General features: G+C 67.6%; 14 protein-coding genes. 5 read left to right on the top strand and 9 right to left on the bottom strand.

What is annotated here, in order from left to right:
• Nucleotides 1-5: 5 nt before the first annotated feature.
• Nucleotides 6-2,018 (top strand): LamG-like jellyroll fold domain-containing protein, encoded by a 2,013-nt coding sequence (locus tag ACQZ13_RS15375; RefSeq protein ID WP_431045843.1) that lies wholly within the window; start codon nt 6-8, stop codon nt 2,016-2,018.
• Nucleotides 2,019-2,029: 11 nt separating this feature from the next.
• On the opposite strand, the gene ACQZ13_RS15370 is transcribed toward ACQZ13_RS15375, so the two are convergent.
• The 4 genes from ACQZ13_RS15370 to ACQZ13_RS15355 are packed head-to-tail and all read right to left on the bottom strand — an operon-like array spanning nt 2,030 to nt 5,160.
• Nucleotides 2,030-2,869 (bottom strand): alpha/beta fold hydrolase, encoded by an 840-nt coding sequence (locus ACQZ13_RS15370; RefSeq protein WP_431045841.1) that lies wholly within the window; start codon nt 2,867-2,869, stop codon nt 2,030-2,032.
• Nucleotides 2,866-3,687 carry a 2,3-dihydroxyphenylpropionate 1,2-dioxygenase gene (locus ACQZ13_RS15365; protein WP_431045839.1) on the bottom strand — a complete coding sequence of 274 codons (822 nt, stop codon included), beginning with the start codon at nt 3,685-3,687 and terminating at the stop codon, nt 2,866-2,868. The genes ACQZ13_RS15370 and ACQZ13_RS15365 overlap by 4 nt, the downstream gene beginning before the upstream one ends.
• Nucleotides 3,680-3,994, bottom strand: coding sequence for a subunit of meta cleavage enzyme (locus ACQZ13_RS15360; RefSeq protein ID WP_431045837.1), 315 nt, complete (start codon nt 3,992-3,994; stop codon nt 3,680-3,682). The genes ACQZ13_RS15365 and ACQZ13_RS15360 overlap by 8 nt, the downstream gene beginning before the upstream one ends.
• Nucleotides 3,991-5,160: an alpha/beta hydrolase family protein gene (locus tag ACQZ13_RS15355; protein WP_431045835.1), complete on the bottom strand. Its 1,170-nt coding sequence runs from the start codon at nt 5,158-5,160 to the stop codon at nt 3,991-3,993. Before ACQZ13_RS15355 ends, ACQZ13_RS15360 begins: the two co-directional genes overlap by 4 nt.
• Before the next feature lie 337 nt (nt 5,161-5,497).
• On the opposite strand from ACQZ13_RS15355, the gene ACQZ13_RS15350 reads away from it, so the two are divergent.
• Nucleotides 5,498-6,619 (top strand): FAD-dependent oxidoreductase, encoded by a 1,122-nt coding sequence (locus ACQZ13_RS15350; RefSeq protein WP_431045833.1) that lies wholly within the window; start codon nt 5,498-5,500, stop codon nt 6,617-6,619.
• A 106-nt stretch (nt 6,620-6,725) separates the two neighbouring features.
• On the opposite strand, the gene ACQZ13_RS15345 is transcribed toward ACQZ13_RS15350, so the two are convergent.
• Nucleotides 6,726-7,568: an SDR family oxidoreductase gene (locus ACQZ13_RS15345; RefSeq protein WP_431045831.1), complete on the bottom strand. Its 843-nt coding sequence runs from the start codon at nt 7,566-7,568 to the stop codon at nt 6,726-6,728.
• Nucleotides 7,569-7,678: 110 nt separating this feature from the next.
• Here ACQZ13_RS15345 and ACQZ13_RS15340 point away from each other — a divergent pair, with 110 nt between their 5' ends.
• The 3 genes from ACQZ13_RS15340 (at nt 7,679) to ACQZ13_RS15330 (ending at nt 10,352) form a co-directional block, all read left to right on the top strand.
• Nucleotides 7,679-8,638, top strand: coding sequence for an AraC family transcriptional regulator (locus ACQZ13_RS15340; protein WP_431045829.1), 960 nt, complete (start codon nt 7,679-7,681; stop codon nt 8,636-8,638).
• Between the two features lie 170 nt (nt 8,639-8,808).
• Nucleotides 8,809-9,348: a hypothetical protein gene (locus ACQZ13_RS15335; protein ID WP_431045827.1), complete on the top strand. Its 540-nt coding sequence runs from the start codon at nt 8,809-8,811 to the stop codon at nt 9,346-9,348.
• An 89-nt stretch (nt 9,349-9,437) separates the two neighbouring features.
• Nucleotides 9,438-10,352, top strand: a complete 915-nt coding sequence (locus tag ACQZ13_RS15330) for an alpha/beta fold hydrolase (RefSeq protein WP_431045825.1) — start codon at nt 9,438-9,440, stop codon at nt 10,350-10,352.
• 31 nt (nt 10,353-10,383) lie between these two features.
• Here ACQZ13_RS15330 and ACQZ13_RS15325 read toward each other — a convergent pair whose 3' ends face one another.
• The 4 genes from ACQZ13_RS15325 to ACQZ13_RS15310 all read right to left on the bottom strand — a co-directional run bounded on the left by ACQZ13_RS15325 (nt 10,384) and on the right by ACQZ13_RS15310 (nt 13,635).
• Nucleotides 10,384-10,644, bottom strand: a complete 261-nt coding sequence (locus tag ACQZ13_RS15325; RefSeq protein ID WP_431045823.1) for a hypothetical protein — start codon at nt 10,642-10,644, stop codon at nt 10,384-10,386.
• 186 nt (nt 10,645-10,830) lie between these two features.
• On the bottom strand, nt 10,831-11,913 hold the full coding sequence (locus ACQZ13_RS15320) for an alpha/beta fold hydrolase (RefSeq protein WP_431045821.1): 1,083 nt from the start codon (nt 11,911-11,913) through the stop codon (nt 10,831-10,833).
• A 15-nt stretch (nt 11,914-11,928) separates the two neighbouring features.
• On the bottom strand, nt 11,929-12,570 hold the full coding sequence (gene udk, locus ACQZ13_RS15315; RefSeq protein WP_431045819.1) for a uridine kinase: 642 nt from the start codon (nt 12,568-12,570) through the stop codon (nt 11,929-11,931).
• Nucleotides 12,571-12,705: 135 nt separating this feature from the next.
• Nucleotides 12,706-13,635, bottom strand: a complete 930-nt coding sequence (locus tag ACQZ13_RS15310; RefSeq protein WP_431045817.1) for a LysR family transcriptional regulator — start codon at nt 13,633-13,635, stop codon at nt 12,706-12,708.
• Between the last annotated feature and the right edge of the window lie 69 nt (nt 13,636-13,704).

Genomic DNA, 13,704 nt, shown 5'->3' with positions numbered 1-13,704 from the left:
CCACCATGTCCGGCAATACAGCTTTCGGCCGTCGTGCGACGGCCACCGCCTACATTCCCCCAGGAGGGACGGTCAATCTGGGCACCTCGCTGCCTGTCCCGTTCGACGGGACGCAGTCGTTCTCACTGGGGGTGTGGGTACGGATTGATGACCCTGCCGCCACGACTGCGGTGCTGTCTCAGTCGGGCGCATTCCAATTGGGCGTGCAACAGGGTTGCCCCAGTTTCTCGATGACCGGTCTGCTGATGGGGGTCACCAGCCCGTCCGTGCTCCCCGCCGGATCGCACTACATCGTGGTGACCTACGCCGCGAGCGCGCCCCATACGGGACAGATCTCCCTGTACGTCGACAACCTGTTGGTCGCGCAAGCTTCGGGCTCCAATCTGGGCGCCCGCAGCACGCAGCCGATCGTTCTGGGCGGATCGTCCCAACAGTATGTCTGGAGCTTGAGCCTGTACAACGCGGCCTTGCCGGCCTCGCAGGTGGGTTGCAACTGGACACCGGGTGCTGCTGCCCCCAACCAGGTGGCGTGCTACTGCTTCTGCGATGTGCCGCCCAAGGAGATGGTGGCCAATCTGCCCTTCAGCTTCCAGGGCGGCGCGGCACAGAAGATTGAAGTCCCCGCCACCTACTTCACGGCCAACGCCTGGGTACAGCCGGCTTCACAGTCACCGCTGGCCTTGCCCACCAGCGCCTTCACCGTTCAAGCCTGGTGCAATCCGGTCAGCGGTATCAGCCTGCCCATGACGGTGGCCTGCGCGGGCACGCAGGACTTGAATCAAGCCGTCGCGATCAGCCTGGTCCCCGTGTCCGGCACTGGCTACGCCGTGAAGGCCCAGTGTGGCGGCACGTTCATCCAAGGAGGTCAGGTCGCCGCGGGAAGCATGGGCAACATCGCCCTGACTTTCGACGGCAGCACGCTGAGCCTCTATCTCAATGGCGCCCTCATCACCTCCCAGGCGTGCGCGCCCGCCGGCGCCATCACCGGACCGACCTTGGTGGGGATAGGCGCGATCTCCACCACCCCCAACTTCAGCAACTGCTTCCAAGGCGACATCCAGACCGTCGACTTCTGGTCGCAGTGCCTCACGCCAGCGCAGATCACGCAGTACATGACGGAAGACCCCAGCGCCCAAGCAGGCTGTCTGGCGTCGTACCAGCTCTTCGCACGTCCTCTGGATGGCGTCACGCAGCGGGCGATGGTGGCGGTGGGCTCGCCGCAGCTGCGCACCAGCTACCTCGCGCCACCCACGGGCATGCAGACGCCCCAGCGCCTCATGACCTCGGCGTCCGCGCAACAGCCGACCCTCGCAAGCGCGGTGGCATTGCCCACCTTGGCTGGAAAGGTCACGCCGGGTCAGATTGATGCGTGGGTGAAAGACCTGGAAGACTTTCTCTCTCCCTACGCCAACCATGCAGGCGCAGCCACCTTGGCCCCGGAACTGCGCACCCGCCTTGAAGCCTTGGCCCGTGGCGAACACCCGGCCGAAGGCCACCTGGTCTTCAACCGTCTCGAAGGGACGGAATGGGTCTTCTACCACCGCCACAATGGCCTAACCACGGTGTGTCTGCGGCTCAAGGCCTCGGACACCACGACCTGCGGCGCGTGGTACATCTCATTGATACTGACCTTGATCCTGGGCATCCTGGCCGTATTCGGCGTTTCCCTGTCGAGTCAGCGGCTCAGCGGAGCCGTGGTGCGCTGGGTCAATCGCTACCCCAATCTGGTACGGGCCTTTGCAGATACCTTGCAAGGTGAGGTCACCGCACGCAGCCTGGTCGTCGGCTTGCGCGCCTTGGTGGTGGGAGATACGTTCACCTCCCTGCTGTGGGATGTAGCGGCCAGCATGAGCTGGTGGGAGCTGTTGTTTCTCGGCCTGAGCCTGGCCCTGAGTTTTCTCGAGATCATCTTTCCCAACCCCACCACGGCCGTGTGGGCGTCGCTCAAGCTTGGCCAACTGGTGGTCGCCTGCGCGCAGTTGGTGGTTGTCCTGAGCGAAAAACCCAAGGACTGCTGATCGGATCCCGACTAGCGTGGTGCGGCGCGGACGAATCCGCTCACCAGCGCCGCGAAGGTCGCGGGCTCTTCCACGTTGCTCATGTGGCCGGTGTCCAGCGCGACGAAGTCCGCCGCGGGGAGGGTGGCGGCGACGGTCCGCACCGCGGCCAGCGGCACGGCGCGGTCGGCCGCGCCGGCGATGACCAGCGCGGGGCACTCGATGGCGGACAGGACCGCGAGGTGGTCCAGACGCTGGATCGTGCGCACCGCCTGGCGGTAGCCCTCGCGGCTCGTCGAGCGCACCAGGCCTTCGAGCCAGCGCGTCGTCGTCGGCGACGCCTGCGCCACGACCGGCGACAACCAGCGGTCGACCGTGGCGCGCACGTGCTGCTCGACCGGCGCGGCGTCGTAGTCGCTCAGCCGACGCTCCCAGAGCGCGGCCCCCTCCGCGCTGGTGGTCGAACCGGCGTGCGCCAGCACCAGCGAGGCCGTGCGCGACGGATGCCGCAGTGCGAAGGCCTGCGCCACCATCGATCCCCAGGAGGTGCCGACCAGCGTGACGCGCGACTCGCCGTGCGCGTCCAGCGTGGCCGCCAGCGCGTCGGCGACATCGGCCAGCGTGGCATCGCCGGCCAGCGGGGCGCTCTCGCCGTGTCCCGGCAGATCCACGCAGAGCAGGCGGAAGGCCGGTCGCCACGCGTCCAGCTGCGGGGTCCACAGGGCGCCGCTGGTGCAGATCGCGTGCAGCAGCACCAGGGTGCGAGGGGTGTCCGCGTCGCTCCGCCCATCGCGTCCGTCGCGTCCGTCGCGTCGCACATGCAGCGGCGCCAAGGCATGGGGGAGGGGGAAGGGCAGTCGCGCTTCGCTCACAGCGTCCACTCCGCCAGGCCGATGCCGGTGTACCAGCGGCTGATCGCGCGGTAGAAGATCGGCCGGCAGGGCCGCCCGTCCGCCGCGCCGTGGGCCATCAGCCAGGTGCGGATCTCCTCCGCCCCGTTGCCGGCGGTGTGCACCCGGTCGCGTGCGAAGCTCACCAGCTCGTCGGTGTCGCCGCTGACCAGCCGCTCCAGCAGTCCGCGGTCGAAGTCCTCGTTCACCAGGCCCATGCGCGGCGTCGCGATGTCGTGGCTCAGGCCGCCGGTGGCAAGGATGGCCACGCGCTCGCAGCCGGCATGGGCGTGGACGGCGCGGCGCAGGAAGCGCCCCCAGTCCACGCAGCGCCGCATCGTGGGCAAGGGCGGCTGCACGCAGTTCACCATCAGCGGCACCACGGTCACGCCAGGCACCAATCCGGCCAGCAGCAGCGGCGTGAGCGCACCGTGGTCCAGGGTCAGGTCGATCGAGAACGACGGATCGAAGCCGTCCTCCAGCGCCTGGCCGATCAGATGGGCGCCCAGCCCCGCGTCGCCACGCAGGGTCTGGCGCTCGGCCTTGAGCCAATGCTCGACGGGCGTCTCGTACTGCGCCGCGGCGCCGATGCAGAAGGCCGGGAAGTTGTCGAAGAAGAAGTTGTGGACGTGGTCGTCGGAGATGACGATCACCGCGTCCGGCCGCGCGTCGGCGATGCGCCGGCCCATGGTCTCGAAGGCGTCGAAGACCTCGCGCCGTTCCTGCTCGGGCACGGCCTCGGGGAAGTTGAGCATGACCGGCGTGTGGCTCGCCGCGAAGATGCCGACAAGTTCAGCCATGGGCGCTCTCCTTCGCGCCCACGGCGCGCAGCGAGGCGAGGAAGGCCGGCTCCGGGATGTGCAGACCGAGGCAATGCGCGCGCAGCAGATACGGGTTGGCGCCCGCGAGGTACATCGCGCCGATGTCGTTGGTGCGGATGGCGGTGCGCAGCGCGTCGTCCAGCGGAACCGCGGACAGGTAGGCGGCGGCGTCGGTGCGGTAGCTCGCCAGCTGGCCCGCGTCGTGATGCACGTCGTAGAGCACGCGATTGAGCCAGTAGGCCGAGGGGGAGGGGATGCGCTGCACCCAGTTGCCGGCGCCGCTCATGCCGCCTCCGAGCCGCTGGTCAGGTGCCCGTGCAGCCAGGTCACGATGGTGGGCAGCGTCTGCGGCGTGTTGCCCATGTGGCCGCCGGGGAAGAAGCGGACCGCCTTGGGGCTGCCGTGTTCGGTGAGCAGGTGGATGTCGGCGATCGGGCACTGGCGGTCCTCCTTGCCGTTGACCAGAAGGAGCGGGGCGCTCGGCTGGTCCAGCAGGCCCTGGTCCACCAGGGATAGGCGTTTGAAGAAGGCCAGGTACTCGGCGTCGTCGCGCGCGCCCAGCATGCGGCAGCGGGTCTCGACCAGCTCCATCAGGTAGCTGTCCGGATAGCGCGAGGCCTCCACCCACTCCGGCTGGAACATGTGGTGCGCGCCGCCGCCCCAGTTGACGGCGGCGGTGACGCGCTCGGGCAGCAGGTGCGCGAGCTTCGTCGCCCAGTAGCCGCCGAAGGAGCGGCCCAGCAGCCCGAGGCGGTCGCCGCGAAGGTCTTTCTGCGCGGCGGCCCAGCCCATCACCGGATAGAACTGGCGTTCTGCGTCCTGCACGCCGCGCACGGGCGATTCGCCGGTGCCGGCGTTGTCCATCGCGATGGTGGCGATGCCGGCGGCGAGGAAGGCGTTGCACGCGGCGGTCATCTGTTCCTTCCACGCATCGACGCCGCCCCACATCAGCACCACGGGCGGACGCGCGACGCCGGCGGGACGGCGCACCAGGAAGACGATCTCCCGGCCTTCGCCCTCGCGGCCGTCGAAGGGCAGGGTCACCCGTTGCACGGGGTCGGGCCACAGCGCGCCCGCGGCGACGTAGGTCTCGCGCTCGGCCTGGGCGCAGCGTTCCTTGGCCGGATGGTTGGGGCAGGGGAAGCGGCCCATGAAGTAGTAGCCGCTGGCGGCCATGTACGCGGCGGCGGCGGCGCTCCTGTCGCCGCTGTCGCGCGCCTGGTCGGCGCGATGACGCGCCTCGTCGCCGGCGCGTCCCCACACGGCGGCCCAGGCCTCGCCGTCCAGGCCTTCGAGCTGGTCGATCAGCCGCAGCCCTTCGACGGGATCGATCAGGTTCATCGGATGGACCTTGGCGGCGAGCTTGTCCTTCATCCACTGCTTGGCCTCGGCCAGCGTCTTGGGACGGCCTTGCACGTTGCCGGAGACGGGGTGCTGTTCAACGGTTGTCATGAGCGATTCCTCTCGGGTGGTTCAAGCGCCCGGCCGTGCGCCATGCTCGTCGGTGGCGGTCGATCCGGGCCTGCGGGCATGCTAGGAATCGCGGGCGCGCCGGCTTTCTCCGGCGCGCAGGGATCGTTGACTGGATGTGCAGCGGGACTGCGGCGGTGCCGGCGCCGGACCGGGCCGTCCGCCTGGAAGCGCCCCGATGCCGGCCGAGTCAAAACCGCCGACGCTCCTGGACAAGCGCGGGTGAGGGCGCTGGCTACGCTGCCCGCATCGCCGGGAGCCCGGACACGCGGTGGTCGCGTGGGTCGGGCCGACTCCAGGCAGAACAACAGGAAACAGCATGCAGCAGCGACGCGCATTGATCGTGGGCGGAGGCATCGGGGGCATGTCGGCCGCGATCGCCCTGGCCGAATCGGGCGTGGACATCGAGCTCATCGACCTGGACCCGCAATGGCGGGTCTACGGCGCGGGCATCACCATCACCGGGCCGACGCTGCGGGCGTTCAAGGCGCTGGGGGTGCTCGAGGACATCATGGCCAAGGCTTACACGGGCCACGGCATCCAGGTGTGCGGCGTGGATGGCGCGCCGTTGCGGGTGCTGCCGACGCCCGTGCGCGAGCAGGACGGCATCCCCGGCTGCGGCGGCATCCTGCGGCCGCTGCTGCACACGATCCTGTCGACACGGGTGCGCGCCGCGGGGGTGCAGGTGCGGCTGGGGCTGTCGGTGGCGCGTTGCGACGATGACGGCGACGGCGTCTCGGTGACGTTCACCGACGGGAGCTCGGGGCGCTTCGATCTCGTGATCGGCGCGGACGGGCTGTTCTCGCGCGTTCGCGACCTGATCTTCCCCGACGCGCCGCGTCCGGCGTTCACGGGGCAGAACGCGTGGCGGCTGAAGCTGCCGCGTCCGGATGGCATCGACCGGCGGCATTTCTTCCTCGGCGGTCCGTACAAGGTCGGGCTGACGCCGGTGTCGGCCGACGAGATGTACCTGTTCCTGCTGCAGAACTCGACGGAGAAGCTGCGGGTGCCCGAAGCGGATCTGCACCTGCGTCTGCGCGAACTGCTGAGCGCCTACGGCGGCGTGCTGCGGGAGATCGCCGAGGGGCTGTCGCCGCGTTCCGAGATCGTGCTGCGACCGCTGGAGGCGTTCCTGATGCCCGGACCGTGGTACCGGGGTCGGGTGTTGCTCATCGGCGATGCGGCGCATCCGACGACGCCGCAGCTGGCGTCCGGCGCCGGACTGGCGGTGGAGGATGCGCTGGTGCTGCGGGACTGCCTGGACGAGTCGACGGACGTCGAGTCGGCCTTCGAGCGCTACATGGCGCGGCGGTACGCACGCTGCCGGCTGGTGGTGGAGAACTCACTGGAGATCGGCCGCCGGGAGCAGGCCGGGCGGCCGATCGAGGAACAGACGCAGTTGGTGGAGCAGTCGCTGGAGGTGCTGGCGCAGCCGATCTAAGCGGACCCTGTGGCGCACTCCGCCACCTGAATCCGTATAGTCACATAATGCACATTGTCAGTCTTATGGATGGCGGAAGGTGCCGGAGCGCCTCCTGCCATTTGCCTCAGTTCCCGGCTGGAAAGTCGGTCGAGAACGCCGTCTCCTTCTGGGATTCCAGCTCCGCCAGACGTGCGGTCAATGCCCGGTGCATGGCGGAGTACGCGTCGCTTCCGAGCGCCAGACGTTTCGGCGCCGGTGTTTGATCCACGCTGTCGATCATCAGCCGGACCATCTGAGCCGGGTCTCCCTGCGGCTGCACGGTCGCTTCCTCGATCATGCGATGCACCTGCGCGATCGGCGTCGACGCATAGGCTTCCAGCCAAGCCCCCAGCTGCGAACCTCCGTAGCGGAACTCGGTGCGAGCCCCTCCCGGTTCCACCAGCGTCGCTGCGATGCCGAAGGCGGCTACTTCCAGGTTCAAGCCTTCAATGAAGCCTTCGATGCCCCATTTGGTGGCGTGGTACAGCGAGCCGCCTGGAAATGCGGCTTGGCCGCCGACCGAGGACAGCTGCAGGATCCGTCCGCCGCCTTGAGCCCGCAGATGCGGTAGCGCGGCGCGCGCCACCTGGATGGACCCCAGCAGATTGGTGTCGAGCTGGCGTTCCACCTGCTCGTCGGTGAACGATTCCGCCGCGCCGAAGAGTCCGTAACCGGCGTTGTTGACGATCACGTCGATGCGTCCCAGATCAGCGAACGCCTGCGTGACGACGCGTCGGACGGCGTCGCCATCGGTGACATCGAGCAGATGAAGCGAAAGACGATCTCCGTGCTTCGACTTCAGATCGGCGACCGCAGCGTGCTGTCGAACCGTGCCGACGACACGGTCGCCGCGCGCGAGCAGTTGCTCGGTCATGTGACGGCCGAAGCCGCTGCTGATGCCTGTGATGAACCAGGTTCGTTCTGTCATGGGAACTCCTTCAGGAACTTGTGGAGGAAAGGAACATGTCGCCACGATAGGCTCACGGTTCTGGACTTTGAATATCGTGGCGTCCAGTTCTGTTGCTCCATAATCCAGACGTGGCCGATGATCCGTTCTCCGATGTCCTGAGGTTGATCGACGCGAAATCGCTCGTGTCGGGCAGCCTGATCGCCGATGGCGACTGGGCGATCCGCTTTCCGGCATCGGATCGCGTGAACTTCTGGGGCATCGTCCACGGCAGCTGCTGGTGCGCGATGGAGGGGGCGGACCGCCCTCTTCTGCTTGAGCCCGGCGATTTCCTGTTGCGTGCGTCGCCGCGCACGGCCGTGCTGGCGACGGACCTTCAAGCGAAGCCCATTGACCTCGCCGACATCCCCGTCTCCGCAACGGGAAACCTTCGCCGCCTGGGCGACGGTGACGGCGAGGGCGAAGGCTTCTCGATGGTGGGCGGCAAGGTCGATCTCGATGAGACCTTGGGAGCTGCGCTACTGGCGTCGCTTCCGACGACGGTGCTGATCAAGCACGGGTCGCCGCATGCGGCGGTTCTTCAGGATCTGCTCGCGCAACTCGTGCGCGAGCGGACCGAGGCGCGGCTGGGTGTCGCCGCGGCATCGGCCCACATCGCCCATCTCATGTTCATCCAGATCCTGCGCGCGCATCTGGAGTCGGACGCGGCGATCGCTCCGGGCTGGCTGCGTCTGCTGGGCAACCAGCGTCTCGCGCCTGCGGTGCAACTGTTGCACGCGGCGCCGGAACGTTCCTGGGGGCTGCACGAGCTCGCAAGCGCTTGCAGCATGTCGCGCGCGAGCTTCGCCGCGCATTTCAAGGCCAGCGCCGGGCTCGCGCCGCTGGCCTATCTGGCGCAGCTCAGGATCCGGCTGGCCGCAAGAGCCCTGGTGGAAAGCGATGCCCGGATCTCGACCGTCGCATTCTCCCTGGGCTATGCGTCCGAGAGCGCCTTCAGCGCCGCGTTCAAACGGATCGTGGGCGAGGCGCCGGCGCGCTATCGGCGCGCGAGGCGGCCGGAGAAGAACGTCCCGGAGCCCCCCCCCAGTTAGCTAAAGAAGGTCGACGCTGGCCCGTGTCAGGCGCCAGTCATGCGTCCTCAAAAGGAAGGATGACATTCGCAAGCTAATTCAATCGAATCGTGCATACCTCGGGAGGATCTATGCCTTCGACTGCGAGCCTAACGTGCCATGCGGATGACGGCACTCTACGCGAATCGGAATTGGTCGACGCCCTCATGCGATACGGCGGTGAACAAGCACGCATCGTTCGGACCAACCCGAAGCTCTTGAAGACGACGTTCGATTTGCTGAGATCAATCGAAAGGCAAAGCTACCTAGCGGGCATCTCTGCCGTCGCCAGCGGTGCAGCCAATATGACCAAAGCGGCGAATGCTGATCGGCGTGTGGTGGATGGGGTGCGTTCCGCCTCCTACATGATCTCGATTTTCAAGTACTCGAAGACATTGGCAGACGTCTCCAAGCTCTCTGGCCCGGGCGCCGTTGGCGTGTTCGTCACTTCCAATGTGCTGGCGAAGGTGGGCTTAACGATGACGTTGATCGGGACGGAGGGCGAGAAAGCGGCATGTATCGGCGCCTATACCGAGCTGGTCTCGTCCGTCGTGATGACAGAGATGCTGCTTCCTGCCGCAGCGCTGTCAGGGGTTGGGCTCGCACTATTGCTCATCTCCATCACGCTGCAGACTTACAACGCCTACTTGGTCTGCAATCCGCCGCCCAAGGCGGCCCCGACGTTGAAATAGTTTGTGGCCGGACGCGTCACCGACGCAGCAGCGGATCAGCGCGGCTTGAGGTAGCTTCCCGGGGCGGGACACGACTCGGAGGAGCACGCATGATCCAGACCTTCCAACGCCGCCTCCCCAACGGCATCACCCTGAGCTGCCGCGCCGCCGGCGAGCCCGGCAGGCCGCTGATGGTGCTCCTGCACGGCTTCCCCGAGGCGGCGTTCATCTGGGACGAGTTGCTGACGTTCTTCGCCGACCCCGCGCACGGCGGCTACCGCTGCATCGCGCCGAATCTGCGCGGCTTCGAACGATCGAGCGCGCCGAAAGAAGTCGCTGCCTACAAGGCCCAGCTCCCGATCCAGGACATCCAGCAGCTCGCCGCCTCCGAACGCGCCGACGGCACGATCGCCGCGCTCGTGGCGCATGACTGGGGCGGGGCCTTCGCCTGGGGTTTCGCCAACGCCTTCCCGGCGTTGATCGGCAAGCTGGTCATCATCAACTCGCCGCATGCGGGCACCTTGTCCCGCGAGCTGCGCAACAGCGAGGCGCAGCGCGAGGCCAGCGCGTACATGAACTTCCTCGCCCGGCCCGATGCCGAGGCGCTGCTCGCTGAAGACGACTTCCAGCGTCTGTGGACGTTCTTCACCAACATGCAGGCCGGCCCCGACGGCTTCGGGTGGCTCACCGAGGACCTCAAGCAGCAGTACCGCGAGGTCTGGCGCGCCGGACTCACCGGCGCCTGCAATCTCTATCGCGTGACGCCGATGAAGCCGCCCTTGCCCGGTCAATCCATCGACGCCATCCCGGTGCTGCCGCGCGAGCGCCTCATGGTGACCATGCCGACACTCGTGTTCTGGGCATTGGACGACACCGCGCTGCTGCCCGGACTGCTCGACGGGCTCGAGGACTACGTGCCGCGGATGGCGCTCATCAAGGTGCCCGGCGCCACGCACTGGATCGTGCATGAACAGCCGCAGCTGATCGCGAGCGAGATCGAGCGCTTCCTGCGGCAACCGGCCTGAGCCCCCTCCCCGCGCTCACCACGCCCTGGCGTCACCGAGCAACCGGCTCGGCGTTGAGCGCGCGATCCAGAGCTTCCTTGTAAGCCTCCTTGCGCTGCGCCTTCTCCTCGGCGCTGACCACGGCGACGCACTTGCGGCGCTTGACCATGCTGCCGAGTTCAGGTTCCCGACTCTCGCAGTCGACCGCCGCATTGGCGGGCGGCTTTACCGGCGTCACAGACGGATCCGGCTTCTGGGAAGCGCAACCGACCAGGCTCGCGAGGCAGATCGAGACAGCGAACAAGCGGAACATGCAAAACCTTCAATTGATCGCCGACCGAGCGGCATGTGGGGGCGAAGCCCGTCGCATGAAGAGGGTGTGAAGCACTCATCAAGGACGCATGAAGGCGCGAGTCTATGCATTCCGCGGCGGCCGCTCAAGACGAGCGACCTAAGGACTAACTCTGCCCTCCCCCCGCCTTGAACCTCGCCGCGTGTCTTACCTGCCAGAGTCGGCCAGCAGCGTCGCCAGCGCCTCTTTCCACAGCGTTGCCACCGTGTGCGAGCCGTGCCCGCGCGTGGCCGGGCTGAGCGGAATGACGATCGCCTTGCCGCGCGGAACGCGTTGGATCTCCCGCTCCAGCAGGGCCAGCTCGGGTGGGTTGATCAGGTCGTCCGCCGAATTGACCGCCAGCAGCGGCGCCTTGATCCGCTCCAGTCCCGGGTTGGGGTCGTAGTCGCGCGAAGACTCCAGCGCGTAGAGCGTGTCGTTGGCATCGCTGTTCTTCTCGCCGCTGGCCACGGCCGCGGCGATGGCCGCGTCAGCGGCGGCCAGGGTCGGCCATTGCTGCTGACGCAGCACCGGGTTGCTGGACATCAGCATCAGCATTTCGCTCGCCGTGCCCAGGCTGGGCGGCTGGCGCTTGTAGTTGCCGCCCTGCCAGGCCGGGTCGTTCCGGATCGCATCGATGACGACCCGGCGCCACAGCCGGTTGCGGCCGGCGATCTGCGTCGGCAGGCTGGCCAGCGGCATCAGCGCATCCATGAAGTCCGGATAGCGCTGGCCCCACAGCCACGTGTGCATGCCGCCCATCGAGGTGCCCATGACCAGGCGCAGATGATCGACCTGGAGGCCCTCGGTGACCAGCAGGTACTGCGCCCGCACCATGTCTTCGTAGCCGTAGCGCGGGAATCTCGCCCGCAGGCCGTCGCTGGGCTTGGACGAGGCGCCGTGGCCGATGCCGTCGGGCAGGATCAGGTAGTAGCGGCTGGCGTCCAGCAGCGCGCCGGCACCGAACAGTTCGCCGGAGAACTCGGGCCGGATGAACTGCCCTCCGGTGCCGCCGGTGCCGTGCATGATCAGCACCGCATTGCTGACGCGGCCGCTGGCGTCGCGCTGCGGCTTGCCCAGCGTGCGGTAATGCAGCTTGAGCTCGGGCAGCACCTCGCCGCTGGCGAAGCGGAAGTTGCGGGCGATGAAGTCGCCCTCCACGGGCACTGGATCCTCAGCCGCCCACGCGGGGCCAGCGAGCAGACCACCGGTCAGCAGGATCAGGCACAGGCGCTTGAAGAACGGGAACATGGCGGAGGCTCCAGATCAGTGGGGGTCGATGTCACGCACCAGGCTCATCACCTTGGTGGTGATGATGTCCACCGCCGGACCGTTGGCCCCGTGCGGCAGGATGACGTCGGCATTGCGCTTGGTCGGCTCGATGAACTGCTTGTGCATCGGGCGCACGGTTTCCAGATACTGGTTCACCACGCTCTCGGTGCTGCGCCCGCGTTCCTGGATGTCGCGCTGGAGCCGGCGGATGAAACGCACGTCGGAGGCGGTGTCCACGTAGATCTTCAGCGACATCAGCTTGCTCAGCTCGGGGTCGTACAGCGCGTAAAGGCCCTCCACCACGACCACCGGCGCGGGCTTCACCGTGATGGTCTGCGAGGAACGGTTGTCGGCCGCGAAGTCGTACACCGGCATCTCGATCGCCTCCCCCTTGCACAGCGACGCCACGTGCGCCGTCATCAGCGGCCAGTCGAAGGCGTCGGGGTGGTCGTAGTTCTGCTGCCGCCGGTCTTGCGGCGACATGTGCGACTGGTCCAGGTAGTAGTCGTCCAGCATCACCACCGCCACCCGCTTGGGCCCGATGGAGGCCAGGACCTGGCGCGTCACGGTCGATTTGCCGCTGCCGCTGCCGCCGGCAACGCCGATCACGAAAGGCTCGTTGTTGGTTTTATTCATGGAGATCTTCGCCACGCCTTCAGTCGCGGCTCCGGTTCGCAATTTGCAGAGCATTCCATTATCGGAGACCGGGTCCTCACGCTGCCGCAGGGCTTTCCATTCGCTTGCCTCCCCATGTGCGCCCATGCGCTCCCCTCATCCGGCCTTGAACCTCGCCGCGTACCCCTGCGCCTTGAACTGCTCGATCACGTGATCGACGAACACCCGCACCTTGGCCGGCACCAGCCGGCGGCTCGTGTAGTAGATCGCCAGCGGCAGCGCGTCGGCGTACCAGGCCGGCAGCACGCGCACCAGCTCGCCGCGCTCCAGGAACGGCCAGGCATGCGGCATCGGCAGCATCGCGATGCCCATGCCGTTGGCCGCCGCGCGCGCCATCGCCTCCGGATCGTCCAGCACCATCACCGGCCGCACGCTCGCGACTTCCTCCTGGCCCGCATTGTTCTTCAAGGTCCACGGCACCAGTCGTCCTGAGCCCAGCGAACGTCGCAGCAACCCGCGATGGCGCACCAGATCCGCCGGCTGCTTCGGTACCGGATTGGCCGCCAGATACGCCGGAGCCGCCACCAGCACGATCCGCAGCCGCGCCAGCTCGCGCGCGATCAGCGCGTCCGTCAGCTCGATGCCGCCGCCGATGGCGACGTCGAAACCCTCGGCCACCAGATCGACCTGGCGGTTGTCGAAATGCAGGTCCGGCACGACATCCGGATAGCGCCGCACGAACGCTTCCATCATCGGCACGAAGTACTCGCGTCCCACCGTATGGGCCAGCGCGACCTTCAAGGTCCCGGCCGGCTTGCCCGCGCCCTGCCTCAGGTCGGTCAGCGCGTCGCCGATCTCGCTCCACGGCCGGCGCACCTGCGCATACAGGCGCTCGCCGTCGGTCGTCAGCGCCAGGTTGCGCGTGCTGCGCTGGAACAGCCGCACGCCCAGCCTCACTTCGAACTGCGCCACGCTCTTGCTGACCGCCGCCGGCGTCAGCCCCAGCCGTCGCGCGGCCGCGGAAAAGCTGCCCTCGTCGGCGGCGGCGATGAAGGCATCGAGGGTGCTGCTGAGTTCTGTCGACATGGCGCCAGCTTATACCAACGGTTGAAACTGAACACGCCGCTTTCCAACTACCGCAATCAGGTGCCGACG

This window comes from Roseateles sp. L2-2 (assembly GCF_050613215.1).
GTDB classification, from domain to species: Bacteria; Pseudomonadota; Gammaproteobacteria; order Burkholderiales; family Burkholderiaceae_C; genus Roseateles; species Roseateles noduli.
This window is presented reverse-complemented; position numbering and strand designations above follow the sequence as displayed.

Excerpts from the sequence above, each read along its gene's own strand:
- ACQZ13_RS15350 (WP_431045833.1), top strand. The coding sequence starts at position 5,498 with ATGCAGCAGCGACGCGCATTGATCGTGGGCGGAGGCATCGGGGGCATG.
- ACQZ13_RS15330 (WP_431045825.1), top strand. The coding sequence starts at position 9,438 with ATGATCCAGACCTTCCAACGCCGCCTCCCCAACGGCATCACCCTGAGC.
- udk (WP_431045819.1), bottom strand. The coding sequence starts at position 12,570 with ATGAATAAAACCAACAACGAGCCTTTCGTGATCGGCGTTGCCGGCGGC.
- ACQZ13_RS15345 (WP_431045831.1), bottom strand. The coding sequence starts at position 7,568 with ATGACAGAACGAACCTGGTTCATCACAGGCATCAGCAGCGGCTTCGGC.
- ACQZ13_RS15355 (WP_431045835.1), bottom strand. The coding sequence starts at position 5,160 with ATGACAACCGTTGAACAGCACCCCGTCTCCGGCAACGTGCAAGGCCGT.
- ACQZ13_RS15325 (WP_431045823.1), bottom strand. The coding sequence starts at position 10,644 with ATGTTCCGCTTGTTCGCTGTCTCGATCTGCCTCGCGAGCCTGGTCGGT.
- ACQZ13_RS15310 (WP_431045817.1), bottom strand. The coding sequence starts at position 13,635 with ATGTCGACAGAACTCAGCAGCACCCTCGATGCCTTCATCGCCGCCGCC.
- ACQZ13_RS15320 (WP_431045821.1), bottom strand. The coding sequence starts at position 11,913 with ATGTTCCCGTTCTTCAAGCGCCTGTGCCTGATCCTGCTGACCGGTGGT.
- ACQZ13_RS15360 (WP_431045837.1), bottom strand. The coding sequence starts at position 3,994 with ATGAGCGGCGCCGGCAACTGGGTGCAGCGCATCCCCTCCCCCTCGGCC.
- ACQZ13_RS15375 (WP_431045843.1), top strand. The coding sequence starts at position 6 with ATGTCCGGCAATACAGCTTTCGGCCGTCGTGCGACGGCCACCGCCTAC.
- ACQZ13_RS15365 (WP_431045839.1), bottom strand. The coding sequence starts at position 3,687 with ATGGCTGAACTTGTCGGCATCTTCGCGGCGAGCCACACGCCGGTCATG.